This is a genomic window from Streptomyces sp. NPDC046349, from assembly GCF_055587885.1.
In genome coordinates, this window is record NZ_JBVJFK010000011.1 from 212,979 (window position 1) to 234,909 (window position 21,931).

Sequence of the window (21,931 nt, forward strand, 5' to 3'; positions counted from 1 at the left end):
CGGGCCCGACCCCTCGCCAGGGGGCCGGGCCCGCTTCCGTTTCCGGCCTCCGCGGGCGGACCCCTCCGGACCGCCGGCGTGGCAGGCCAGGCCACCGAGCCCACCCCCTCCGTTAACTCCATGGTCCAAAGCCCATTTCGATTGCGTTAAAGGCGATCCACAGGCTCCTGACCTGGGTTTCCATCGTTACTAAACTCTGTTAAGTTTCCTTCCGCCGATAACTCCTGAGGAGGGGGACATGGCCACAACTCTGGGCCCAGCCAGGCCCGTACCCCGGCCCGCATCCGCGCCGCCGGACGATCTCCGGGCCGTGATGCGGATGTTCCCGACAGGCGTCACCGTGGTGTCGTCCGGTCGGGGCGCCCGCGCGGCGGCGATGACCGCGAACTCGTTCGTCTCGATCTCGCTCGACCCGCCCCGCGTGCTGGTCTCCGTCATGAAGTCGTCCCGCACCTATCCGGCGATCGACTCGAGCGGGGAGTTCCAGGTCCACCTGCTCTCCGACCGGCAGGGCGAGGTGGCGCGGCTGTTCGCCTCCCGCGACAAGCCCTTCGGGCGGGACCTGGAAGGACATTTCGCCACCGACGGCGAGGGCTCCCACCCCTACCTGCCCGGCGCCCTGGCCTCGCTCGGCTGCCGGATCGAGGAGCGGTTCCCCGGCGGGGACCACACGCTCTTCCTCGCCCGCGTGGAGCACGTGCGGCCCGGCGAGGACAGCGGCGGCGCGCTGCTGTTCCACCGGGGCCGCCTGACGCCCGCTCCCGCGGCCGCGGAGTGAGCCCCACCCCCGGCCCCGCGGCCGTACAGGCCGTGCGCGGGGCGATCACGGTGGCCGAGGACAGCCCGGGGCAGATCGCGGCCGCCACCCGCACGCTCGTCGGCGAACTCCTCGTCCGCAACGGACTGGAACGCGACGCCGTCATCAGCCTGATGTTCACCTGCAGCCCGGACCTCACCAGCGACACCCCGGCCCTCGCGCTGCGCGAGGCGGGCTGGGAGGTGCCCGCGCTGTGCGCGGCCGACACCGCCTGGTCCGGAGCACCCGCCCGCACCCTTCGCGTCCTGGCCCACGTCATCTCGTGCGGTCCGCTCGCACCCGTCTACCTGGGCGACTGTGCGCCCACCCGTCCCGCGCAGTCCCCGGCGTAGCCCTTGCCCACCGGTCGTCCACCTCACCGACCACCCACATCACGATCGAGGTCGAGACATGCAAGACCCGTCCCTGTACCCGGATCTCAAGGCCGTCCTGGAGGAACTGACGCAGGCCCTGGGCGCGGCGCGCGTGCGGCACGACGCCACGGCCCCGCTGCCCCCGGCCCCCAACGTCTCCGCCTTCGCGGCCCGTGACACCCGTGCCGTGCTGCGGCCCGGCTCCCTCGCCCACGTCCGCGCCCTCGTCGGGGCCGTCCACCACGCCAAGGCGTCCGGCGGCGAACTCCCCGGCCTCCAGGCCGTCTCCACCGGCCGCAACTGGGGGCTGGGCTCCAAGGAGCCTGCCGCCGGACCCGTCGTGCGCGTCGAACTGGACGGACTCGACGCCCTGCGCGAGCTCGACACCGAGGCCGGCTACGCCGTCGTCGAGCCGGGCGTCACGCAGAAGGAACTCTCCGAACGGCTCGCCGGGACCGGCCGGATGCTGAACGTCACCGCGTCCTCCGGCCACACCAGCGTCCTGGGCAACACCCTGGACCGCGGGGTCGGACTGCGCCACCAGCGCACCGAGGATCTGCTCGGCCTGGAGGTCGTGCTGCCCGACGGCTCGGTCGCGCACATCGGCTGGTGGCCCGGCGACGCCGCGCACGGCAAGGGCACGGGCTTCAACCCGCTCGGCCTCGGACCCAGCCTGCTGCACCTGTTCACGCAGTCCGACTTCGGCATCGTCACCGCCGCCGTGGTCCGGCTGCTGCCGCGCCCGCTGCGCCAGAGCACCGTCCGCGCCCGGTTCCACCGCGAGGCGCTGGCCCAGGCGGTCGACGCGCTGCGCACGTGGAAGGCGAACGGCCTGGTCTCGGGTGTGATCAAGGTGTACGACACCGCTTCGACCGCGACCTACGGCGGCCGGGACACCGCCGGCGGCTACGTCGCCCACATGAGCGTGGAGGGCACCGAACGCTCGGCCGACGCCCTCAAGGCGGCCCTGCTGGCCGAGATGGCCGAGACGGGCCTGTTCACCCCCGCCGCTCCCGCCGACGAGCAGCCTCCCGCCGACGACGTCGTCGCCCACGTGGTGGACGCCGCCTACCGCGGTTCGGTCGCGCACAACGAGCGCATGCTGGCCTCCGCCACCGGGGCGGCCGCCGACCGGGTGGACGCCGACGGCAACGGCTGGCTGTTCTTCCTGCCGTTCCTGCCCTTCGACGGGGCCTCGGTGGTACGCGCCCTGGACATCCTGGACCGCATCCACCTGGCCACCGGCATCCGGCCCGGCTCCACGGTCAACGCCCTGGACACCGACGTCATCGACCTCGTCGTGTCCTTCCCGTTCGACCGGGCCACGCAGGCCGAGGCGGCCCACAGCGCCCTCGACCTCGCCCACGCCTGGTTCGGCGAGGCCGGCCTGCGCCCCTACCGCCTCGACTCCGGACACGCCCGCTCCGTCGCGGGAGGCGCCGCCGCCGAGGCCGCCCTCCAGCGCGCCCTGCGCGCCGCCGTCGACCCGCTCGGGGTCATGGCCGCCGGGCGCTACGCGTGAGCGCCGCCGCCCCGTCCCGCCCGACCCGCACCCCTGATGAGAACGTGATGACGACGACGCCGTACGTACCCGACACCGCCGCGGCGATCCTGGAGCGCGCCCGCGAGCTCGTACCGGTCCTGCGGGAGAGCTCCGCACGCATCGAGGCCGAGCGCCGGCTGCCCGAGGACATCGTGGAACTGCTCCGCGGCGCCGGGGTGTTCCGTGCCGCCATGCCCAGGACCTGGGGCGGTCCGGAGCTGACCTCGATGCAGCAGGCCGAACTCCTGGAGATCCTCTCCGCCGGCGACGTCTCCGTCGGCTGGTGCGCGATGATCGGCATGGACTCCGGGATCTACTCCGGCTACCTCGACGACGAGGTGGCCCGCGGGATGTGGCCGACCCTCGACCTGGCCAACTCCGGCTGGATCTACCCGCAGGGCAGGGCCGTCCGGGTCCCCGGCGGCTACCGCGTGACCGGCCGGTGGAAGTTCGGCTCCGGCTCCTCGCACTGCGACTGGCTGGGCGCCGGCGTGCACGTCTTCGACGAGGACGGGCAGCCGGAGACCGACCCGGTCACGGGCGCCCCGCGGCACTGGCGGGTGATGATCGCCCGTCCCGGCGCATACGAGTTCCACGACACCTGGCACACCACCGGCCTGGCCGGCTCCGGCTCGCAGGACTACTCCTGCACCGACCTGTTCGTGCCGGAAGAGAGGTCCTTCTCCTTCTCCGACCCCAGGCGGACCGGCCCGCTGCACGCCACCCCGGACGCCATCCTGCGCAAGATGCCCGGCATCCCGCTCGGCATGGCACGCGCCGCGCTGGACCACGTACGGGAACTGGCCGCGCAGCGCACCGACCGCGAGACCGGCACCCCCTGGCGGGAGGACTACCGGATCCAGTCGGTGATCGCCCGCCTGGAGGGCGAACTGATCGCCGCCCGCGCCGGGGTGTTCAGCACGCTCCAGGTGCAGTGGGACGCGCTCTCCTCGGGCGACGCGCTGAGCGACGACGCCCGGGTGGCCACCGCGATCGCCCGGCGCCACGCCTTCCGAACGGCCCGGTCCATCGTCCACGAGCTCTTCGACCTCGTCGGCGGGTCGTCCGTCTACAAGCCGAACCCGCTGGACCGCTGGCTGCGCGACGCCAACACGATGTGCCAGCACGCCGTCGCCCAGGACTCGGTCCTCCAGCTGACCGGGAACGTCCTCCTGGGCGGCAGGTCCGCCTCACCCTTCTTCTAAAAACACAAGACGAGAAAGCGTCCAACCGTCATGGATTCCATACGTGTTGTGCTGTTCACCGAAGTCAACTCCAAACTCGGATCACCGTTCCTGAGCATCCTGCACGGCCACCCGAACGTGGAACTGGCCGCCGTGGTCACCTCTCCGCCCGGGAAGCTGTGCTCGTACTTCACCGACGACGAGGAGGCCGTCGACGTCGCCGACCAGGCGCGCGCCCTGGGCGTGCGGGTCCTGCGCCCGCGCTCGGTCAACGACCCCGACGCCGTGGAGGCCCTGGCCGCCCTGGAGGCCGACTACTTCCTCGTCGGCAACTTCCAGCAGCTCCTCAAGCCGCCGCTGCTGGACCTCCCACGGCGCACCGCAGTCAACTTCCACCCCTCGCCGCTGCCCGAGTTCGCCGGGCTCGCGCCGTTCTACTGGATGGTCCGCGAGGGCGCCTCGGCCAGCTCCGTGTCCGCCATCGAGATGGGCCGCAAGCTCGATGACGGCGACCTGCTGATGCAGCACCACATTCCGCTCTCGGGGCGCGAGACCGGACTGGAACTGCGCACCATGCAGGAGCGGGCCAACGTCCTGATGCTCCTCGACCTGATCCCGCACCTGGTGGAGGACACCCTGGAGCGCACGCCCCAGGACGTCTCCCGCCGCTCCTACTACGGGCGGCCGCGGGACGAGCACTACCGGCTGGACTTCTCCCTGCCGGCCGCCGTCGTGGAGCGGCACGTCCGGGCCGCCTACCGCAGCCCCGGTGCCTGGTTCACCGCGCCCGGCGGGCAGCGCGTCCGGCTGCTGTCGGCGGCGTACGGCGAGGACGACAGCCCGGCCCTGGGCGAACGGCCGCCCGGCACCCTGGTGCGCGACGGCGGCGGGCTGTACGTGGCGTGCGCGGACGGCGGCTGGCTGCGGCTGGTCACGGTGGAATGCGGTGGACGCGAGGTGGCCGTCGACGACCCGGCCCTCGCGCTCCTCGGCGAAGCGACAACGGTGGGGTGAACGATGTCCTTGTTCGAAGCGACACAGCAGGCCGAGGTGCCGACGGAGGTGCGGCGGGTGCTGCACGTGCCGGCCGGCGGCGGGAAGGCCACCTGGCTGTCCGGTGACGTCTACAGCGTCAAGGCGGGCGCGGCGGAGACCGGTGGGTCCATCGCTGTACTGGAGGCCTCGGTTCCGCCCGGCGGCGGTCCGCCCCCGCACCGGCACGCCGACGAGGACGAGGCCTTCTACGTCCTGGACGGCCGGTTGACCATCCGGGTCGGCGAGAACACCTACGAGGCGGGCACCGGGGACTTCGTGTTCGTGCCGCGCGGCACGGCGCACCAGTTCCACAACCACTCCCTGCACTCGGCGAAGCTGCTGCTCATCTTCACTCCGGGCGGCGTGGAGAACTTCTTCCTGGAGGCCGGTACCGAGCCCACCGCGGGCATGCCGGTACCGGTCGAGGACCCGCCCGGCGTGGCCGAGGTGGGGGCGCGCCATGGTGTGATTCCGGCCAGTTTCGACTGATCGCGCACCACCGCGCCACCTTTCTGAAACGACCGGTTGGGAATGGGGTAGCCTCGGCCCATGGCAAGGCCCAAGGAGTTCGACCCGCAGACCGCCCTGGTGGCGGCGATGGAACTCTTCCGCCGCCAGGGGTACGAGGCCACCTCGATCCAGGACCTGGTGGACGCGCTGGGCATCAACCGCTCCAGCATGTACTCCGCCTACGGCTCCAAGCACGACCTCTACCTCAAGGCCCTGGACCTGTACTGCGCCGTCGAGGCGGACCGGGCCCGGCAGAGCCTCGCCGAGTCCGACACGGGCCCGGCCCTGCCGGTCCTGCGCGCCTTCCTCCTCTCGTACGTCGACTCGGCACTGGCCGACCCGCTGCGCGGCGGGTGCATGGTCACGCACGGCGTACTGGAGCGGCTGCCGGGGGACGAGAAGGCGGCGCAGCGGCTCGGCGGCGCGCTGGGCTCGCTGGAGGAGGCCTTCGCCCACCTCCTGCTGCGGGCCCGGGCCGCCGGCGAGCTGGCACCCGGCACCGACGTGCGGTCCACCGCCCGCTTCCTCGTCACCCTCACCCAGGGCCTGCGCGTGATGGAGCGGACGGCGGACCGGGACTACCTGGCCCGGGTCGTGGACCAGGCCCTGAGGGGCCTGTCCTGCGCCGCCTGACGGCCGCCCCGACCGTCCGACCCTCTGACTGATCCGCAATCCGCCTGCGCCGCACCCGGGTTGCGCCTGCCCAAGTTCTGGAACGATCGTTTATTTATAGAAAGGTTGTGACGGCCGTGCCCAAGGCCGTGTACGTCCTCGCCCTCGGCATCTTCGCCATGGTCACCAGCGAATTCGTGGTGGCCGGTCTGATGCCCCAGATCTCCGAGGGACTGGGGGCGACCATTCCCCAAGTCGGCTATCTGATCACGGCGTTCGCCGTCGCCATGGCCCTCGGCGGGCCGTTCCTGGCGACCGCCGTCCTGAAGCTCCCGCACAAGAGCGCCCTGATGGTCCTCTTCGCCGTCTTCCTCGGCGGCAACATCCTGGCCGCGCTGTCCACCGACTACGTGACGATGGCCGTCGGCCGCGTCATCACCGGTGTCGCCTCCTCCGCCTTCTTCGGCGTATCGCTCTCGGTCGTCGCCGAGATCACCAAGCCCGAGATGCGCGGCAAGGCCATCGGCGCCGCCATGAACGGTCTGATGCTCGGCACCCTGCTCGGCCTGCCCATCTCCACCTTCGTGGGCGGGCAGCTGGGCTGGCGGGCCGCGTTCTGGGCGATCTCCGCCCTGACCGTGGTCGCCGCCCTGGCCACGGTCTTCGGCGTGCCGTCCGTGACCGGCGCCGAGGCGGAGGGCGGCTCCTCTGTCAGGGAGGAGATGCGCGCCTTCAAGAACCCCCGGCTGTGGCTGGTGTTCTCGACCTCCACGCTGATCATCGGCGCCACCTTCTCCGCGTTCAGCTACTTCACCCCGATCCTCACCGAGCTCACGGGCTTCAGCGAGGGCGCGGTGCCATGGCTGCTGGTCGCCTACGGCGCCGCGACCGTCGTCGGCAACAACATCGTGGGCCGCTTCGCCGACCGGCACACCATCGTGACCCAGCTCGTCGGGCTCGGCCTGAACATGGTCTTCCTCGCCGGCTTCGCCCTCTTCGCCGAGGTCACGGTGCCCGCCCTGATCTTCATGATGGGCATCGGCCTGGTCGGCGTCACGATGAACCCCTGCATGATCACCCGGGTCCAGCGCACCGCGAACGCCCGCCCGCTGGTCAACACCGTGCACTCGTCCTTCATCACTCTCGGCATCGTCATCGGCTCCTGGCTCGGCGGTGTCGGAATCAACGCCTACGGGCTCCGGGCCCCGCTCGTACTGGGCGTGATCATGGCCTTCCTCGGCCTGTTCACCCTCCTCCCGGACCTGCGCAGCGCGAAGGGCGCCGCCGGCGGCTCCTCCCCCGCCGCCCCCGAGCGGCACCCGACCGCGGCCTGAGCCCGGCACCCCTCCAGATCGCCCGACTCCCCGCACAGAAAAAGGAATCATCGTGACGACCACTCTCCACGGCGTGGCCCTGGTGACCGGCGGCTCCCGTGGCATCGGCGCCGAGATCGCCCGTACGCTCGCCGCCAACGGCGCCGACGTGGCGATCACCTACCGCTCGAACAAGGAACAGGCCGAGGAGGTCGCCGGCCAGGTGCGGGCGCTGGGCCGGCGCGCCGTGACCGTCGAGGCCGACGCCGCCGACGCGGAGGCCGTCACCGCGGCCGTGGACCGGGTCGTGCACGAACTCGGCCCGGTGCGGATCCTCGTCAACAACGCCGGCTACGCGGACATGACCTGCCCGCCGCTCGCCGAGGTGCCGCTCGCCACCCTCGACCGGACCCTGGACATCAACGTCCGCGGTGCCTTCCTCACCGCCCAGGCCGTCTCCCGGTCCATGCCCGACGGCGGCCGCATCGTGAACATCGGCTCCTGCCTCGCCACGCAGGTACCCGCCCCGGGCTTCACCCCGTACGCCATGTCGAAGGCTGCCGTCCACGGCCTGACCGTGGGCCTCGCCCGTGACCTGGGCGAGCGCGCCATCACGGTGAACCAGGTGGCGCCCGGCTCGATCGACACCGACATGAATCCGGCCGACGGCCCGTCCGCCGACTTCCAGCGGGGCCTGAACGCCTTCGGACGCTACGGCCGCGCCGAGGAGATCGCGAGCGCCGTCCTCTACCTGGCGAGCGACGAGGCCTCGTTCGTCACGGGCACCACGCTGACCGTCGACGGCGGCGCCAACGCCTGAGGCCGCCGGCCCCCTGACGCCGGGTCCCGAAGACGCATCGAGCCCCCGCTCCGCTCCGGGGCCCGGCTCCCCCCTCCCCACCGCACAGCCCCCACCACGTACCGCACTCGCGCCACGCAAGGGAACCTGTATGCCGAATCTGGACCGCCGCGGATTCCTCGCCGCCTCCGCCGTCGCCGAGCCATACGATCCGCACGGCGTCCTCCGCCACAAGCTCTCGGTCGCGCCGTGACGGGCGACGGAGCGCAGACGTTCCGCAGCCGCCACCTGACCATGATGGCCATGGGCGGCGCGGTCGGCACCGGCCTCTTCGTCGGCTCGGCGGAGACCGTCCGCGCGGCCGGGCCGGCCGCGCTGGTCAGCTACGCGCTCGCCGGGCTGCTGGTGCTGCTGGTCATGCGGATGCTCGGCGAGATGGTCGCGGCCCGCCCGATGGCCGGCTCCTTCGCCGACTACGCCCGGCTCGCCTTCGGTGACTGGGCGGGCTTCACGGTCGGCTGGCTGTACTGGTACGCCTTCGTCGCGATCGTGGCCATCGAGGCGATCGCGGGCGGGCGGATCGTGCACGGGTGGCTGCCGCAGGTTCCGGCGTGGACGTGCAGCCTGGTGCTGCTGGGGGCGCTGACGGGGGTGAACCTGCGCTCCAGCCGGTCCTTCGGGACGGCGGAGTTCTGGTTCGCGATCGTCAAGATCGGTGCGATCCTCGCGTTCCTCGTCCTGGGCGGGGCGTACCTGCTGGGCGGCGGCACGTCGGGGCCGGCGCTGGGGAACCTCACGGCGCACGGGGGGTTCGCGCCGCACGGGTTCGGCGCGGTCCTCACCGCGACCGTCGGCGTCGTCTTCGCCTTCGGCGGGACGGAGATCGTGGCGGTCGCCGCCGCCGAGTGCCCCGATCCGGGCCGGGCCGTCGCGCGGGCCACCCGTCAGATCGTCTGGCGGATCCTGGTGTTCTTCCTCGGCTCGGTGCTGCTGGTGGTCGCGATCGTGCCCTGGCCGCAGATCACCGGCGGGGAGAGCCCGTACGTGACGGCGCTGGACCGGATCGGCGTGCCGTTCGCGGCGTCCGCGATGAGCGCGGTGATCCTGACCGCGCTGCTGTCCGTACTGGGATCGACGCTGTACGCCTCCTCGCGCATGCTGCACACGCTGGCCGGACACGGGGACGCGCCGCGCTGGGCGGCCGCACCGCGGCGGGCGGTCCTGCTCGGCACCGTGGTGGGCTGCGGGGCGGTCGTGGCGCAGGCGGTGAGCCCCGGGCGGACGTTCCCCTTCCTGCTCAACTCGACCGGCGCCGTTCTGGTCATCATGTATCTGGGGATCGCCGTCTCCCAATTCGTGCTGCGGATCCGGACCGAGCGCACCGAGCCCGAGAGACTGACCTTCCGGATGTGGGGGTTCCCGTACCTCACGCTGCTGGTGGTGCTGGCGCTGTCTGCGGTCCTGTGCTCCATGCTGTTCACCGCGCAGACGCGGCCCCAACTGCTGATGAGCCTGGGCAGTCTGGGGGTGGTGCTGGTGGCCTGCGTCCTGACGCGGGGCCGGCGGAGGACCGGCGGGTTGCAGTTCGTCAACACGGTAAGGTAAGTAAACGGTGTTTGTACGGGGGGTGCGACACTCTCTCACCGTGCCCTTGAGGAGGAGCCCCCGCCATGCAGACCCTGTCCCGCCGCGAACGCCTTCGGATCGAGACCACCGCCCAGATCAAGGCGGTCGCGCTCGACCTGCTCGCCGCCGGTGACGTCGCCGGGATCACCCTGCGCGGCATCGCGCGCGAGATGGGCATGACGGCGGCGGCCCTGTACGGCTACTTCGACACCCGGGACGACCTGCTGGCGACGCTGGCCGCGGACACCTACAACCGGCTGGCCGACCAGCAGGAGGCGGCCCGGGACGCGCTCCCCGAGGACGCGACCGCGGCCCGGCTGCTCGCGGTCGCGGGCACCTTCCGGGAGTGGGCCCGCACCCACCCGGCGGAGTTCCGCCTCACCTACGGGGACAGCTCCCCGGGATACGCCCCGACGGCCGACAGCGTCGTGGCGGCCGCCCGCCGGTGTTGCATGATCCTCCTCGGCCTGGTCGACGCCGCCTGGCCGCAGGCGCCCGAGCAGCTCAAGCGGGCCGAGGCGGAATGGGCCGACTTCGTCCCCTCCCTGGCCGCGCTCGCCCGCGAGTGCTTCCCCCACCTCCCGCCGCAGGCGCTGCTGGCGTCACTGCGGGTGTGGGGCCGCATGTACGGCCCCGTCGCGCTCGAGGTCTACCGCCAGTTCGGCCCGGACGCCAACCCCCGGCTGCTGTTCCGGGCGGAGATGGACTCGGCCCTGGAGATGCTCGGCCTGGAGAAGCCGTCCGCGGACCCGGCCTCGGCCGTGGCCGCGAAGTAGCGCCGGGGCGCCCGGAGGGCGGGCCCCTCGGCTTCCCCGTCACGGGTCCCCCTCCGGCCCGCAGAGCGGGGCGGCGCTCCGCCCGGCTCTGCGGGCCGGGGGCGGGGCCGTCCGGCCCTGATCGGCCGGTCACCTCCTAGGCCGGGCCGGATCCGTACGGCGGCAGCGGCGGTTCGGCCGCGGCCAGGAGCTTGACCGCCGTCTCCCCCGCCTCCGCAGGGGTACGCCGGGCCCCGCAGTCCGCGGTGGGGCCCGGGCGCCAGCCCTCCATGACCGTGATCCGGCCGCCCTCGGTCTCGAAGACCCGTCCGGTGACCCCGGCCGAGGCGTCCGCGCCGAGCCAGACCACGAGCGGTGACACGTTGTCGGGGGCCATCGCGTCGAAGCCGCCGTCCTGGGGGGCTGCCATGGTCCGTGCGAAGGCCCGCTCCGTCATGCGCGTCCGCGCGGCCGGGGCGATCGCGTTGACCTGGACCCCGTACCGGCCCATCTCGGCGGCCGCGACCAGGGTCAGGCCGAGGATGCCCGCCTTGGCTGCGCTGTAGTTGCCCTGGCCGACGGAGCCCAGCAGCCCCGCCCCGGAGGAGGTGTTGACCACGCGGGCAGCCGCCGGGCGGCCCGCCTTCGCCTCCGCCCGCCACCATGCGGCGGCGGCCCGCAGCGGCAGGAAGTGCCCCTTGAGGTGGACCCGCATGACGGCGTCCCAGTCGTCCTCGTCCAGGTTGACCAGCATCCGGTCCCGCAGGAACCCGGCGTTGTTGACGAGCGTGTCCAGCCGCCCGAAGGCGTCGAGGGCGGCCTCCACCAGGGATTCCGCGCCCTGTCGTGTCGCGATGTCCCCGCCGTGCGCGACCGCTTCGCCGCCCAGTTCCCCGATCTCCCGGACCACCCGCGCCGCCGGGCCCTCGGGCCCGGGCAGCCCGTCCAGCCCCACGCCCAGGTCGTTGACGACGACCTTCGCCCCTTCCGCGGCGAAGGCCAGCGCATGGGCCCGGCCCAGCCCCCGCCCCGCTCCCGTCACGACCACGACCCGGCCCTCGCACAGTCCCGCCATCTCAGCTCTCCTTGTTGACAGTTGCCGCATCGAGGAACGCCGGGCGCTCCCCGCCGCCGTGCACGAGCAGGCTCGCGCCGCTCACGTACCGCGCCCGGTCGGAGGCGAGGAAGACCGCCGCGTCCCCCACGTCGGCCGGGTCGGCGAGCCGCCCCAGCGGCACGGTCGCCCCGACCGCTTCGATTCCGGCCTCGTCCCCGTAGTGCAGGTGGGCGAGTTCGGTCCGTACCATGCCGAGGACCAGGGTGTTCACCCGTACCTCGGGGGCCCACTCGACGGCCATCGAGCGGGCCAGGTTCTCCAGGCCCGCCTTGGCCGCCCCGTACGCCGCCGTCCCCGGTGAGGGGCGGGTCCCGCTGACGCTGCCGATCATCACCACCGAGCCCCGGGTCCGTCCGAGCCAGGGGCGGGCCGCCAGTGAGGCCGTCATCGGGGCGACCAGGTTGAGTGCGACGACGCGTGCGTGGCGTTCGGCGTCGCCCTCCCCGAGGAGGCGGTAGGGGGTTCCGCCCGCGTTGTTGACCAGGCAGTCGAGGCGCCCGTACCGGTCGGCGACCGCGTCGAGGAAATCCCGCACCGCACACTGGTCGCGCAGGTCGAGGGGGGTGAAGGCGGCCTCGCGGCCGTCCGCCGACACCGGTTGGTCCGGGGGTCGTCGCGCGCAGACGGCGACCTGCGCGCCGGCCGCGAGGAACGACCGGGCGATGCCGGCGCCGACGCCCCTGGTTCCGCCGGTGACGACGACAACCCTCCCGTCGAGCTCCATCGGCTGCTACCTTCCTCACCTAACAAATGTTTGGTGGAAAGGTAGCTGATCCTCTCATGGGTGTCTCCACCTCCCGCCCGGACAAGGGCGTCGCACTGGTCACCGTGGACTTCCCGCCCGTCAACGCACTGCCCGTGCAGGGCTGGTACGACCTCGCCGACGCCCTGCGGACCGCGGGCCGCGACCCCGGGGTCCGCTGCGTGGTCCTGGCCGCCGACGGCCGCGGCTTCAACGCGGGCGTCGACATCAAGGAGATGCAGCGCGACACCGGCCACGCGGCTCTCATCGGCGCCAACAGGGGCTGCTACGAGGCGTTCGCGGCCGTCTACGAGTGCGAGGTGCCGGTCGTCGCGGCCGTGAACGGCTTCTGCCTGGGCGGCGGGATCGGCCTGGCCGGCAACGCCGACGCGATCGTCGCCTCCGACGACGCCGTCTTCGGCCTGCCCGAGCTCGACCGGGGCGCGCTCGGCGCCGCCACGCACCTGGCCCGGCTGGTCCCCCAGCACCTGATGCGCGCCCTCTACTACACCTCCCGCACCGCGACCGCCGCCGAGCTGCACGCCCACGGCTCGGTCTGGAAAGTGGTCCCGCCCGGAGCGGTGCGCGGCGCCGCCCTGGGACTGGCCGCCGAGATCGCGGAGAAGGACGGCTACCTGATCCGGCTGGCGAAGGCGGCCATCAACGGCATCGACCCCGTGGACGTGCGCCGCAGCTACCGGTTCGAGCAGGGCTTCACCTTCGAGGCCAACCTCAGCGGGGTGGCCGACCGGGTCCGCGGCACCTTCGGGAAGGAAGAGCGCCCATGAGTGACAAGTCCATGACCGTCGTAGAGGCGGTCGGGCAGCTGCGCAGCGGGATGACCCTCGGGATCGGCGGCTGGGGGTCCCGGCGCAAGCCCATGGCCCTGGTCAGAGCCCTGCTCAGGTCCGGGATCACCGACCTCACCGTGGTCTCGTACGGCGGCCCGGACGTCGGCCTGCTGGCGGCCGCGGGCCGCATCCGCCGGCTCGTCGCCCCTTTCGCCACCCTCGACTCCATCGCGCTGGAGCCACACTTCCGGGCCGCCCGCGAACGGGGCGCCTTCGCACTCACCGAGTACGACGAGGCCATGTTCATGTGGGGCCTGCACGCCGCCGCCAACCGGCTGCCCTTCCTGCCGGTCCGCGCCGGCCTCGGCTCCGACGTGATGCGGGTCAACCCCGAGCTGCGCACGGTGACCTCGCCCTACGGCGACGGCGAGGAGCTCGTCGCCGTCCCCGCCCTGCGCCTCGACGCCGCCCTGGTCCACCTCAACCGGGCCGACCGCCTCGGCAACGCCCAGTACCTGGGCCCGGACCCCTACTTCGACGACCTGTTCTGCGAGGCGGCCGACGCCGCCTACGTCTCCTGCGAGCAGCTCGTCGAGACCGCCGAGCTCGCCAAGGCCGGCCCGCCCCAGTCCCTCCTCGTCAGCCGGCACTCCGTCACCGGGGTGGTGGAGACCCCGAACGGCGCGCACTTCACCTCCTGCGCCCCCGACTACGGCCGCGACGAGGCCTTCCAGAAGCTCTACGCGACCACCCCCTGGCCCGAGTTCTCGGCCCGCTTCCTGTCCGGGGCGACCGAGCACGACTACCAGCTGGCCGTCCGGGCCTGGCACGAGGAGCAGCAGTGACCACGACGACCGCCACCCGCGCCGAATACTGCGTGATCGCGTGCGCCGAGGCCTGGCGGGGCGACGGCGAGGTGCTCGCCAGCCCGATGGGCCTGATCCCCTCCTTCGGGGCCCGGCTGGCCAAGCGGACCTTCTCCCCCGACCTGCTGCTGACGGACGGGGAGGCCATGCTCGTCGGGCTCGACGGCACGGTCGAGGGGTGGCTCCCGTACCGGCGCCACCTGACCATGGTCACCGGCGGGCGGCGGCACGTGATGATGGGCGCGAGCCAGATCGACCGGTTCGGCAACCAGAACATCTCCTGCATCGGGGACTGGGAGCGGCCGGCGCGCCAACTGCTCGGGGTGCGCGGCGCTCCCGTGAACACCCTCAACCATCCGGTGAGTTACTGGGTCCCGAAGCATTCGAGGCGGGTCTTCGTCGAGCGCGTGGACATGGTCAGCGGCGTCGGCCACGACCGGGCCGCCGAGGCCGGGGTGACCCGGTTCCACCGGCTGCCGCGGGTGGTCAGCGACCTGGGCGTCTTCGACTTCGCCGGTCCCGGCCGCACGATGCGGCTGGCCTCCCTGCACCCCGGGGTCACCGTCGAGCAGGTCCGGTCGGCGACCGGCTTCGAGCTGGCGCTGCCCGACGAGGTCCCGTGCACGCGGGAGCCGACCGGGCCCGAACTGCGGCTGATCCGCGAGGTGATCGATCCGCAGGGTCTGCGCGACCGGGAAGTGCGGGGCTGATCCGGTGGAGACGGCGTTCACGAAGCTGGTCGGGGTCGAGCACCCCCTCGTACAGACGGGCATGGGCTGGGTCGCCGGCCCGCGACTGGTGTCGGCGGCGGCGAACGCCGGTGCCCTGGGCATCCTGGCCTCGGCGACGATGACCACGCAGCAGCTGCGGTCGGCGGTCCGCGAGGTCCGCTCCCGCGTCCCGGAGGGGACCCCCTTCGGCGTGAACCTGCGCGCGGACGCAGGGGACGCGCCCGAGCGCGTCCGGCTCATCATCGACGAGGGCGTACGGGTCGCCTCCTTCGCGCTCGCGCCCTCCAGGGAGCTGATCGGCCGGCTGAAGGACGCGGGCGTCGTCGTCATCCCGTCGGTCGGGGCCCGGCGGCACGCCGAGAAGGTGGCGGCCTGGGGCGCCGATGCGGTGATCGTGCAGGGGGGCGAGGGCGGCGGGCACACCGGGGACGTGGCCACCACGGTGCTGCTGCCGCAGGTCGTGGACGCCGTGGACGTGCCGGTGGTCGCGGCGGGCGGCTTCGGCGACGGCCGCGGCCTGGTCGCGGCCCTGGCGTACGGGGCGGCGGGCATCGCGATGGGCACCCGGTTCCTGCTGACCTCGGACTCGACCGTCCCGGACGCGGTGAAGGCCGAGTACCTGAAGGCGACGGTCCGTGACGTCACGGTCACCACGGCTGTCGACGGGCTCCCGCACCGCATGCTCCGTACGGAGCTGGTCGCGTCCCTGGAGCGGGCCGGGCGGGCCCGGGCGCTGGTCCGGGCGGTCCGGCACGCGGCCGACTTCCGGAAGCTGTCCGGTCTGAGCTGGCCGCAGATGGTCCGCGACGGCCTGGCGATGAAGCACGGCAAGGACCTGTCCTGGAGCCAGGTCCTGCTCGCCGCGAACACTCCCATGCTCCTCAAGGCGTCCATGGTCGAGGGCCGTACGGACCTCGGCGTCATGGCATCGGGCCAGGTCGCAGGGGTGATCGACGACCTTCCGTCCTGCGCGGAGCTCGTCTCGCGCGTCATGGCCGAGGCCCACTCCGTCCTGGGCCGTCTCCACGGGTCGCACGGACCGCACTCGCTCGACGCCCTGCCACCAGCAGGGTGATCCCCCTTCTCCGTCACAGGAGTCGCTCCCATGAGCCGTGTCAGCATCCGCGCAGGGGCCGCGGCGGCCGTCGCCGCCTTGACCCTCGCCGCCCTGCCGGCCGCCGCGTACGCGGCGGCGCCCGCCGCCGAGACCGGTGCCCGGCACCACCGGCAGCAGGCCGAGACGATTCGCCGGATCGCCCTCCAGGGCGCCGTCAACGTCCGCGACCTCGGCGGGTACCGCACCTGGACCGGCGGCCACGTCCGCCAGGGTCTGGTCTACCGCTCCGACGCACTGAGCAGGCTGACCGAAGCCGACGTCACCACCGTCTCCGGTCTCGGCCTCACGAAGGTCATCGACTTCCGCATCCCGGTGGAGGCTACGACGGCGCCGACAGGCTGCCGGCCGGTCTCTCCGCGACCGCCCGCCCGGTCAGCGACCTCGGCCTCTACGGGACGCTGATCGGGGCCATCGGCAGCGGCGACCCCGTCACCCAGGAGCAGATGCTCGGCGGCGGCCGCGCCGAGGCCTACATGCGCGACATCTACCGAACCTTCGTGACCAGCCCCGAGAACCGGGCGCAGTTCGCGGCGACGCTGCGGGAACTCGCGGACGGCCGGCAGGGCCCGGTCCTGTACCACTGCACGTCCGGCAAGGACCGGACCGGCTGGATGAGTTACGTGCTGCTGCGCGCCCTCGCCGTCCCCGAGGACACCGCCGAGCGCGACTACCTGGCGTCGAACACCTTCCGCGCCGCCTACGACGCCAGGGTGCGGGCGGCCCTCGAGCAGTCGGGCCGGATGCAGAACCCGGACCTGCTGATCCCGCTCCAGGAGGTCCGCCAGGACTACCTGGATTCGGCCACGGCGCAGATGGAGGCGGACTACGGCAGCTTCTACGGCTACCTGACACAGGGCCTCGGCCTGGACCTGCGGACGCTGGCGAAGCTCCGGACCCGGCTGGTCCGGTAGCGGATACGCCGACGGGCAGTGCGCGAAGCACTGCCCGTCGGCGTAGGTCGCAGGTTCCGGGTCAGCCGGTGCGGCGGCGGCCCTGGCCGCCGGTGCCCACCCGGCTGCGCGCGGAGGCCGCAGCGGCGCCGCCGCCGGAGCCGCCCGCGCCGCGTCGGCCGCGCTCGCCGGAGCCGCCGGCCGCGCCGCCTTGACCGGCGCTCTGGCCGCCGCGACGGGTCTGGCCGGAGGCGGAGGCCGCCGGAGCCTGCCCGGAGCCGCTGCCGGAACGGCGGCCGCGGCCGCCGGCCGCCGGGGCGCCGCCGGTGGCGGCGCCGGTACGCGGACCGCCCGAGCGGCGGCGCGAGCCGGAGCCCGAACCGGAGCCCGAACCGGAGCCGTTGCGCGCCTTGGGTGCGGGCTGCTGCGGAACCTCCAGCACCACCGGGATGCCCGAGGGCTCCTTGGCGCCGGTCAGCCGGGCCAGCTCCTCGTCGGAGGACTTGATCTGTGCGGTGCGCGGGGAGATCCCGGCGTCCGACATCAGCCGGGTCATGTCCCGCTTCTGGTCGGGCAGCACCAGGGTGACCACGCTGCCGGACTCGCCGGCGCGCGCGGTGCGGCCGCCGCGGTGCAGGTAGTCCTTGTGGTCGGTGGGCGGGTCCACGTTGACGACGAGGTCGAGGTCGTCGATGTGGATGCCGCGGGCCGCCACGTTGGTGGCGATCAGCGCGGTGACCTCGCCCGTCTTGAACCAGTCCAGGGTGCGGTTGCGCTGCGGCTGCGAGCGGCCGCCGTGCAGGCCGGAGGCGCGCACGCCGTCCGCCAGGAGCTTCTTGACCATGCGGTCCACGCCGCGCTTGGTGTCGACGAACATGATCACCCGGCCGTCGCGGGCGGCTATACGCGTCGCAACGGCCTTCTTGTCGGTCTCGTCCATGACGTACAGGACGTGGTGCTCCATGGTGGTGACCGCACCGGCCGACGGGTCGACGGAGTGACCGACCGGGTCGCTGAGGAACATCTTGACGAGCTTGTCGATGTTCTTGTCGAGGGTCGCCGAGAAGAGCATGGTCTGGCCCGCGGGCTCGACCTGCTTGAGCAGCGCGGTGACCTGCGGCATGAAGCCCATGTCGGTCATCTGGTCGGCCTCGTCGAGGACGGTGATCGAGACCTGCGAGAGGTCCGCGTCCCCGCGGTCGATGAGGTCCTTCAGGCGGCCGGGGGTGGCGACGAGCACCTCGGCGCCGCGGCGCAGGGCGCCCGACTGCCGGTTGATCGACATGCCGCCGACGACGGTGGCGATGCGCAGGTTGACGGCCGTGGCGTACGGAGCCAGGGAGTCGGTGACCTGCTGCGCGAGCTCACGGGTCGGTACGAGGACCATCGCGAGCGGTGCCTTCGGCTCCGCACGGCGGCCGGCGGTACGGGCCAGCAGCGCCAGGCCGAAGGCCAGCGTCTTGCCGGAGCCGGTGCGGCCGCGGCCGAGCAGGTCGCGGCCGGCGAGGGAGTTCGGCAGGGTCGCGGCCTGGATGGGGAACGGCTCGGTGACGCCCTGGGCCGCGAGGGTCTTCAGCAGCGCCTCGGGCATGTCCATGTCCTCGAACGCGGCGACCGGCGGCAGTGCCGGGACGGTCGGCTCGGGCATGGTGAATTCCTGGGGCCGGGGTGCGGGCGGGGCGGACTTCTGCCGTCCCGCACCAGTCTTCGGACGCCCCTGGGCCGCTCCTCGTCCCCGGGTGGGGCGGCGGCTGGGACGTGCGGAGCTGGAGCTGGTCATGCGAGAAAGCCCTCCTGAAACCGGCAGGTAAAACAAAGGTCGAGACAGCAGACAAGCCGGGGCCCGCACCTCTCGGTGCGGACCCCGGCATGCTGAGAAAATTAGGCGGGGAGGATGTTCTCCGCCTGGGGGCCCTTCTGGCCCTGCGTCACGTCGAAGGACACGCGCTGGCCCTCGGTGAGCTCACGGAAGCCCTGGGTGGCGATGTTCGAGTAGTGGGCGAACACGTCCGGACCGCCACCGTCCTGCTCGATGAAGCCGAAGCCCTTTTCCGAGTTGAACCACTTCACGGTGCCAAGTGCCATTTTAAATCTCCTGAATAGGCGGCAAAGGGCCCCATCCGGAGATTCCGGCAAAAAAACAATAAAAGCGCCTGAGGAACATTCCCGTCAGGCGCACATAAAGTTCATGGGTACCACAACTGCAACGCCCCCTAAGCTAGCACATCCCCGGTCCCGACGTGCGGACGGGCCGGTGTGAGCTGCGCCCGTTCGGGTGCGGGCCGCGCGACGCCCCGGCGGCTCAGCACCCGCGCCGCCCGCGCGGCGGCACCGGCCCGGCGGCCCTGCACGTCTGACGAGGACTCCACGTCGATCGCCACGGTGCCCCCGGGAATGGCCGTGATCGGGCGCGGCCCGCAGCGCGGGCCGGCAGACCGCGCCTACAGGCGTTCGATGATCGTCACGTTGGCCTGGCCGCCGCCCTCGCACATGGTCTGGAGGCCGAACCGGCCGCCGGTGCGCTCCAGCTCGTGCAGGAGGGTGGTCATCAGCCTGACCCCGGTCGCGCCCAGCGGGTGGCCCAGGGCGATGGCGCCGCCGTTGACGTTGACGCGGTCCGGGTCGGCGCCGGTCTCCTTCAGCCAGGCCAGCACCACCGGGGCGAAGGCTTCGTTGATCTCCACCAGGTCGATGTCGGCCGGCGACATGCCGGTCTTCTTCAGCGCGTACGCCGTCGCCGGGATGGGCGCGGACAGCATGCGGATGGGGTCCTCGCCGCGCACGGAGAGGTGGTGGACGCGGGCTCGCGGCCGCAGGCCGTGTTCGCGGACCGCACGCTCGGAGGCGAGCAGCATGGCGGCCGCGCCGTCGGAGACCTGGGAGGAGACCGCGGCGGTGATGGTGCCGCCCTCGACGACGGGCTTGAGGGCCGCCATCTTCTCCAGGGTGGTGTCCCGGCGCGGCCCCTCGTCCGCGGCCACGTCGCCGTAGGGCGTGATCTCGCGGTCGAAGCGGCCCTCGTCGACGGCCCGCACGGCCCGCCGGTGGGAACGGAGCGCGTACTCCTCCATGTCGCGGCGCGAGATCCCCCACTTCTGCGCGATGAGCTGGGCGCCGTGGAACTGGTTGACCGGGGCGTCACCGTACCGGGCGCGCCAGCCGGCGGATCCCGCGTAGGGGCCCTCGGTGAGGCCGAGGGGTTCGGCCGCCTGCCGGGAGGCGAAGGCGATGGGGATCATCGACATGTTCTGGGTGCCGCCGGCGACCACGAGGTCCTGGGTGCCGGAGAGGACGCCCTGCGCTGCGAAGTGCACCGCCTGCTGGGAGGAGCCGCACTGGCGGTCGACGGTGACGCCGGGGACCTCCTCGGGCAGGCCGGCGGCGAGCCATGCGGTGCGTGCGATGTCCCCGGCCTGCGGGCCGACGGTGTCGAGGCAGCCGAATACGACGTCCTCCACGGCGGCCGGGTCCACCCCGGAGCGTTCGACCAGTGCCTTGAGGACGTGTGCGCCGAGGTCGGCCGGGTGGACGGCCGACAGGCCGCCTCCGCGCCGCCCGACGGGGGTGCGCACGGCGTCGACTATGTAGGCCTCGGGCATCGGGACTCCTCAGGGGCTCGGGGGTCAGGTGGGGCGCAGGGCGATCCCGTCCAGGACCATCGACAGGTACTGGCGGGCGATCTCGTCGGGGCTGTGCTGCCCGCCGGGCCGGTACCAGGAGGCCGCCACCCACACCGTGTCGCGCACGAAGCGGTAGGTGAGGCGGATGTCGAGGTCGGCCCGGAAGGCCTTGGCGGCGACTCCCCGTTCCAGGGTGCCCAGCCAGGCCTTCTCGAACTTCACCTGCGAGGCGGACAGGTAGTGGAAGCGGGGCTGGGCGGAGAGGGTGCGGGACTCCTTCTGGTAGATCGCGACGGCGGCGCGGTGCCGGTCGATCTCGCGGAAGGACTCGGTGACGAGGGCCTCGATCGTCTCCCGGGGGCCGAGCCCGGCGGCGAGGACGGCGTCGTACCCGTCCCACAGCTCGGTCAGGAAGGCGGAGAGGATCTCGTCGAGCATCGATTCCTTGGAATCGAAGTGGTAGTAGAGGCTGCCGGCGAGCATCCCGGCGGCGTCGGCGATCTTGCGGACGGTGGTGGCGTTGTAGCCCTGGGCGGCGAACACCTCGGCGGCGGTGTCGAGGAGTTCACGGCGCCGCTCGGGCGAGGGCGTCACCTGCGGCTTCTTCCTGGCCGCCGGCTCGGCCTGCGGCGTGGCTGTCGGCTGGGCTTCGCGCTGGGCTTCCGGCTCGGCGTCCGGCTTGTTCGTTGGCACGCGCCCATTGTCGGACACCCCTTACGGGTGCTGACTGCTGACGGACACCGTCTCGCCCGTCATGTACGACGAATAGCCGCTGGCCAGGAAGACGATGACGTTGGCGATCTCCCAGGGCTCGGCGTACCGGCCGAAGGCCTCGCGGGCGGTGAGTTCGGCGAGGAGCTCCTCACTGGTGACCTTCACCAGGTGCGGGTGCATGGCCAGGCTCGGGGCGACCGCGTTGACGCGCACGCCGAACTCCGCGGCTTCCAGGGCCGCGCACCGGGTGAGCGCCATGACCCCGGCCTTGGCCGCGGCGTAGTGGGCCTGGCCGGTCTGGGCGCGCCAGCCGACGACGGAGGCGTTGTTGACGACGACTCCGCCCGCGCCGGAGGCCTTGAGGGAGCGCAGGGCCGCGCGGGTGCAGCGGAAGGTGCCGTTCAGGGTGACGTCGAGGACGCGGGTCCACTGTTCGTCGGTCATGTCGACGAGGGCGGCGGTGCCGCCGAGTCCGGCGTTGTTGACGACGACGTCGAGTCGGCCGTGGGTCTGTTCCGCGAGCGCGAACAGGGCCCGGACCTGGTCCTCGTCGGTGACGTCGCAGGGCAGCGAGCTGACGCGGCCGGCTCCGAACTCGGCCGTGAGCGCGTCCTCGGTCTCCTTGAGCCGGCGGGCGTGGGCGTCGCTGATGACCACACGGGCCCCCTCCTCCAGGAAGCGGCGGGCGGTGGCCCCGCCGATGCCGGCCCCGGCGGCGGCGGTGATGACGGCGGTGCGGTCCTGCAGCAGGTGGTGGCCGGGGGTGTACCGGGGCTCGTTCATGCGAACTCCTCGA

24 protein-coding genes are annotated in these 21,931 nt (G+C 72.8%); 17 read left to right on the forward strand and 7 right to left on the reverse strand.

What is annotated here, in order from left to right; genetic code table 11:
• Positions 1-238 precede the first annotated feature (238 nt).
• The 11 genes from ACZ6JS_RS25920 to ACZ6JS_RS25970 all read left to right on the forward strand — a co-directional run bounded on the left by ACZ6JS_RS25920 (position 239) and on the right by ACZ6JS_RS25970 (position 10,568).
• Complete coding sequence (locus tag ACZ6JS_RS25920; RefSeq protein ID WP_469301363.1) at positions 239-778, forward strand: flavin reductase family protein; 540 nt, start codon at positions 239-241, stop codon at positions 776-778.
• Positions 775-1,149: a chorismate mutase gene (locus ACZ6JS_RS25925; RefSeq protein WP_469301365.1), complete on the forward strand. Its 375-nt coding sequence runs from the start codon at positions 775-777 to the stop codon at positions 1,147-1,149. The genes ACZ6JS_RS25920 and ACZ6JS_RS25925 overlap by 4 nt, the downstream gene beginning before the upstream one ends.
• A gap of 58 nt (positions 1,150-1,207) precedes the next feature.
• On the forward strand, positions 1,208-2,692 hold the full coding sequence (locus ACZ6JS_RS25930; RefSeq protein WP_469301366.1) for an FAD-binding oxidoreductase: 1,485 nt from the start codon (positions 1,208-1,210) through the stop codon (positions 2,690-2,692).
• A 47-nt stretch (positions 2,693-2,739) separates the two neighbouring features.
• Positions 2,740-3,918 (forward strand): acyl-CoA dehydrogenase family protein, encoded by a 1,179-nt coding sequence (locus ACZ6JS_RS25935; RefSeq protein WP_469301368.1) that lies wholly within the window; start codon positions 2,740-2,742, stop codon positions 3,916-3,918.
• 48 nt (positions 3,919-3,966) lie between these two features.
• Positions 3,967-4,911 carry a methionyl-tRNA formyltransferase gene (locus tag ACZ6JS_RS25940; protein WP_469301370.1) on the forward strand — a complete coding sequence of 315 codons (945 nt, stop codon included), beginning with the start codon at positions 3,967-3,969 and terminating at the stop codon, positions 4,909-4,911.
• Between the two features lie 3 nt (positions 4,912-4,914).
• Positions 4,915-5,421: a cupin domain-containing protein gene (locus ACZ6JS_RS25945; RefSeq protein WP_469301372.1), complete on the forward strand. Its 507-nt coding sequence runs from the start codon at positions 4,915-4,917 to the stop codon at positions 5,419-5,421.
• A 60-nt stretch (positions 5,422-5,481) separates the two neighbouring features.
• The gene (locus tag ACZ6JS_RS25950; protein ID WP_469301373.1) at positions 5,482-6,075 is read left to right on the forward strand and encodes a TetR/AcrR family transcriptional regulator; all 594 of its coding nucleotides are present in this window, start codon (positions 5,482-5,484) and stop codon (positions 6,073-6,075) included.
• 116 nt (positions 6,076-6,191) lie between these two features.
• Positions 6,192-7,388, forward strand: coding sequence for an MFS transporter (locus ACZ6JS_RS25955; protein ID WP_469301374.1), 1,197 nt, complete (start codon positions 6,192-6,194; stop codon positions 7,386-7,388).
• A gap of 52 nt (positions 7,389-7,440) precedes the next feature.
• On the forward strand, positions 7,441-8,187 hold the full coding sequence (locus ACZ6JS_RS25960) for an SDR family NAD(P)-dependent oxidoreductase (protein ID WP_469301376.1): 747 nt from the start codon (positions 7,441-7,443) through the stop codon (positions 8,185-8,187).
• 228 nt (positions 8,188-8,415) lie between these two features.
• A complete protein-coding gene (locus ACZ6JS_RS25965; protein WP_469301378.1) occupies positions 8,416-9,771 on the forward strand; it encodes an amino acid permease in 1,356 nt (451 codons plus the stop codon).
• Positions 9,772-9,836: 65 nt separating this feature from the next.
• Positions 9,837-10,568, forward strand: coding sequence for a TetR/AcrR family transcriptional regulator (locus tag ACZ6JS_RS25970; protein WP_469301379.1), 732 nt, complete (start codon positions 9,837-9,839; stop codon positions 10,566-10,568).
• A 136-nt stretch (positions 10,569-10,704) separates the two neighbouring features.
• On the opposite strand, the gene ACZ6JS_RS25975 is transcribed toward ACZ6JS_RS25970, so the two are convergent.
• A complete protein-coding gene (locus tag ACZ6JS_RS25975) occupies positions 10,705-11,622 on the reverse strand; it encodes an SDR family oxidoreductase (RefSeq protein ID WP_469301381.1) in 918 nt (305 codons plus the stop codon).
• A gap of 1 nt (position 11,623) precedes the next feature.
• On the reverse strand, positions 11,624-12,388 hold the full coding sequence (locus ACZ6JS_RS25980) for an SDR family oxidoreductase (RefSeq protein WP_469301382.1): 765 nt from the start codon (positions 12,386-12,388) through the stop codon (positions 11,624-11,626).
• Between the two features lie 56 nt (positions 12,389-12,444).
• Between ACZ6JS_RS25980 and ACZ6JS_RS25985 the strand changes: the two genes are divergently transcribed.
• Genes ACZ6JS_RS25985 through ACZ6JS_RS26010 form a run of 6 tightly spaced genes read left to right on the forward strand, consistent with a single transcriptional unit; the run spans position 12,445 to position 16,822 of the window.
• Positions 12,445-13,194, forward strand: coding sequence for an enoyl-CoA hydratase family protein (locus ACZ6JS_RS25985; RefSeq protein WP_469301384.1), 750 nt, complete (start codon positions 12,445-12,447; stop codon positions 13,192-13,194).
• Positions 13,191-14,042 carry a CoA transferase subunit A gene (locus ACZ6JS_RS25990; RefSeq protein WP_469301386.1) on the forward strand — a complete coding sequence of 284 codons (852 nt, stop codon included), beginning with the start codon at positions 13,191-13,193 and terminating at the stop codon, positions 14,040-14,042. Before ACZ6JS_RS25985 ends, ACZ6JS_RS25990 begins: the two co-directional genes overlap by 4 nt.
• A complete protein-coding gene (locus tag ACZ6JS_RS25995) occupies positions 14,039-14,773 on the forward strand; it encodes a CoA-transferase subunit beta (RefSeq protein ID WP_469301387.1) in 735 nt (244 codons plus the stop codon). The genes ACZ6JS_RS25990 and ACZ6JS_RS25995 overlap by 4 nt, the downstream gene beginning before the upstream one ends.
• Positions 14,774-14,777: 4 nt before the next feature.
• Positions 14,778-15,869, forward strand: a complete 1,092-nt coding sequence (locus ACZ6JS_RS26000) for an NAD(P)H-dependent flavin oxidoreductase (RefSeq protein ID WP_469301388.1) — start codon at positions 14,778-14,780, stop codon at positions 15,867-15,869.
• 30 nt (positions 15,870-15,899) lie between these two features.
• Positions 15,900-16,313 (forward strand): tyrosine-protein phosphatase, encoded by a 414-nt coding sequence (locus ACZ6JS_RS26005; protein WP_469301390.1) that lies wholly within the window; start codon positions 15,900-15,902, stop codon positions 16,311-16,313.
• A 41-nt stretch (positions 16,314-16,354) separates the two neighbouring features.
• Positions 16,355-16,822 (forward strand): tyrosine-protein phosphatase, encoded by a 468-nt coding sequence (locus ACZ6JS_RS26010; RefSeq protein WP_469301391.1) that lies wholly within the window; start codon positions 16,355-16,357, stop codon positions 16,820-16,822.
• 61 nt (positions 16,823-16,883) lie between these two features.
• On the opposite strand, the gene ACZ6JS_RS26015 is transcribed toward ACZ6JS_RS26010, so the two are convergent.
• The 5 genes from ACZ6JS_RS26015 to ACZ6JS_RS26035 all read right to left on the reverse strand — a co-directional run bounded on the left by ACZ6JS_RS26015 (position 16,884) and on the right by ACZ6JS_RS26035 (position 21,918).
• Positions 16,884-18,581, reverse strand: coding sequence for a DEAD/DEAH box helicase (locus ACZ6JS_RS26015; RefSeq protein ID WP_469301392.1), 1,698 nt, complete (start codon positions 18,579-18,581; stop codon positions 16,884-16,886).
• 101 nt (positions 18,582-18,682) lie between these two features.
• Positions 18,683-18,886, reverse strand: a complete 204-nt coding sequence (locus ACZ6JS_RS26020; RefSeq protein WP_008743912.1) for a cold-shock protein — start codon at positions 18,884-18,886, stop codon at positions 18,683-18,685.
• A gap of 356 nt (positions 18,887-19,242) precedes the next feature.
• A complete protein-coding gene (locus tag ACZ6JS_RS26025; RefSeq protein WP_469301394.1) occupies positions 19,243-20,400 on the reverse strand; it encodes an acetyl-CoA C-acetyltransferase in 1,158 nt (385 codons plus the stop codon).
• A 24-nt stretch (positions 20,401-20,424) separates the two neighbouring features.
• Positions 20,425-21,015 carry a TetR/AcrR family transcriptional regulator gene (locus tag ACZ6JS_RS26030; protein ID WP_469301597.1) on the reverse strand — a complete coding sequence of 197 codons (591 nt, stop codon included), beginning with the start codon at positions 21,013-21,015 and terminating at the stop codon, positions 20,425-20,427.
• Between the two features lie 120 nt (positions 21,016-21,135).
• A complete protein-coding gene (locus ACZ6JS_RS26035) occupies positions 21,136-21,918 on the reverse strand; it encodes an SDR family oxidoreductase (RefSeq protein ID WP_469301395.1) in 783 nt (260 codons plus the stop codon).
• Positions 21,919-21,931 lie beyond the last annotated feature (13 nt).

Excerpts from the sequence above, each read along its gene's own strand:
- ACZ6JS_RS25920 (WP_469301363.1), top strand. The coding sequence starts at position 239 with ATGGCCACAACTCTGGGCCCAGCCAGGCCCGTACCCCGGCCCGCATCC.
- ACZ6JS_RS25930 (WP_469301366.1), top strand. The coding sequence starts at position 1,208 with ATGCAAGACCCGTCCCTGTACCCGGATCTCAAGGCCGTCCTGGAGGAA.
- ACZ6JS_RS25935 (WP_469301368.1), top strand. The coding sequence starts at position 2,740 with ATGACGACGACGCCGTACGTACCCGACACCGCCGCGGCGATCCTGGAG.
- ACZ6JS_RS25945 (WP_469301372.1), top strand. The coding sequence starts at position 4,915 with ATGTCCTTGTTCGAAGCGACACAGCAGGCCGAGGTGCCGACGGAGGTG.
- ACZ6JS_RS25950 (WP_469301373.1), top strand. The coding sequence starts at position 5,482 with ATGGCAAGGCCCAAGGAGTTCGACCCGCAGACCGCCCTGGTGGCGGCG.
- ACZ6JS_RS25970 (WP_469301379.1), top strand. The coding sequence starts at position 9,837 with ATGCAGACCCTGTCCCGCCGCGAACGCCTTCGGATCGAGACCACCGCC.
- ACZ6JS_RS25975 (WP_469301381.1), bottom strand. The coding sequence starts at position 11,622 with ATGGCGGGACTGTGCGAGGGCCGGGTCGTGGTCGTGACGGGAGCGGGG.
- ACZ6JS_RS25980 (WP_469301382.1), bottom strand. The coding sequence starts at position 12,388 with ATGGAGCTCGACGGGAGGGTTGTCGTCGTCACCGGCGGAACCAGGGGC.
- ACZ6JS_RS25985 (WP_469301384.1), top strand. The coding sequence starts at position 12,445 with ATGGGTGTCTCCACCTCCCGCCCGGACAAGGGCGTCGCACTGGTCACC.
- ACZ6JS_RS25990 (WP_469301386.1), top strand. The coding sequence starts at position 13,191 with ATGAGTGACAAGTCCATGACCGTCGTAGAGGCGGTCGGGCAGCTGCGC.
- ACZ6JS_RS26005 (WP_469301390.1), top strand. The coding sequence starts at position 15,900 with ATGAGCCGTGTCAGCATCCGCGCAGGGGCCGCGGCGGCCGTCGCCGCC.
- ACZ6JS_RS26010 (WP_469301391.1), top strand. The coding sequence starts at position 16,355 with ATGCTCGGCGGCGGCCGCGCCGAGGCCTACATGCGCGACATCTACCGA.
- ACZ6JS_RS26015 (WP_469301392.1), bottom strand. The coding sequence starts at position 18,581 with ATGACCAGCTCCAGCTCCGCACGTCCCAGCCGCCGCCCCACCCGGGGA.
- ACZ6JS_RS26020 (WP_008743912.1), bottom strand. The coding sequence starts at position 18,886 with ATGGCACTTGGCACCGTGAAGTGGTTCAACTCGGAAAAGGGCTTCGGC.
- ACZ6JS_RS26025 (WP_469301394.1), bottom strand. The coding sequence starts at position 20,400 with ATGCCCGAGGCCTACATAGTCGACGCCGTGCGCACCCCCGTCGGGCGG.
- ACZ6JS_RS26035 (WP_469301395.1), bottom strand. The coding sequence starts at position 21,918 with ATGAACGAGCCCCGGTACACCCCCGGCCACCACCTGCTGCAGGACCGC.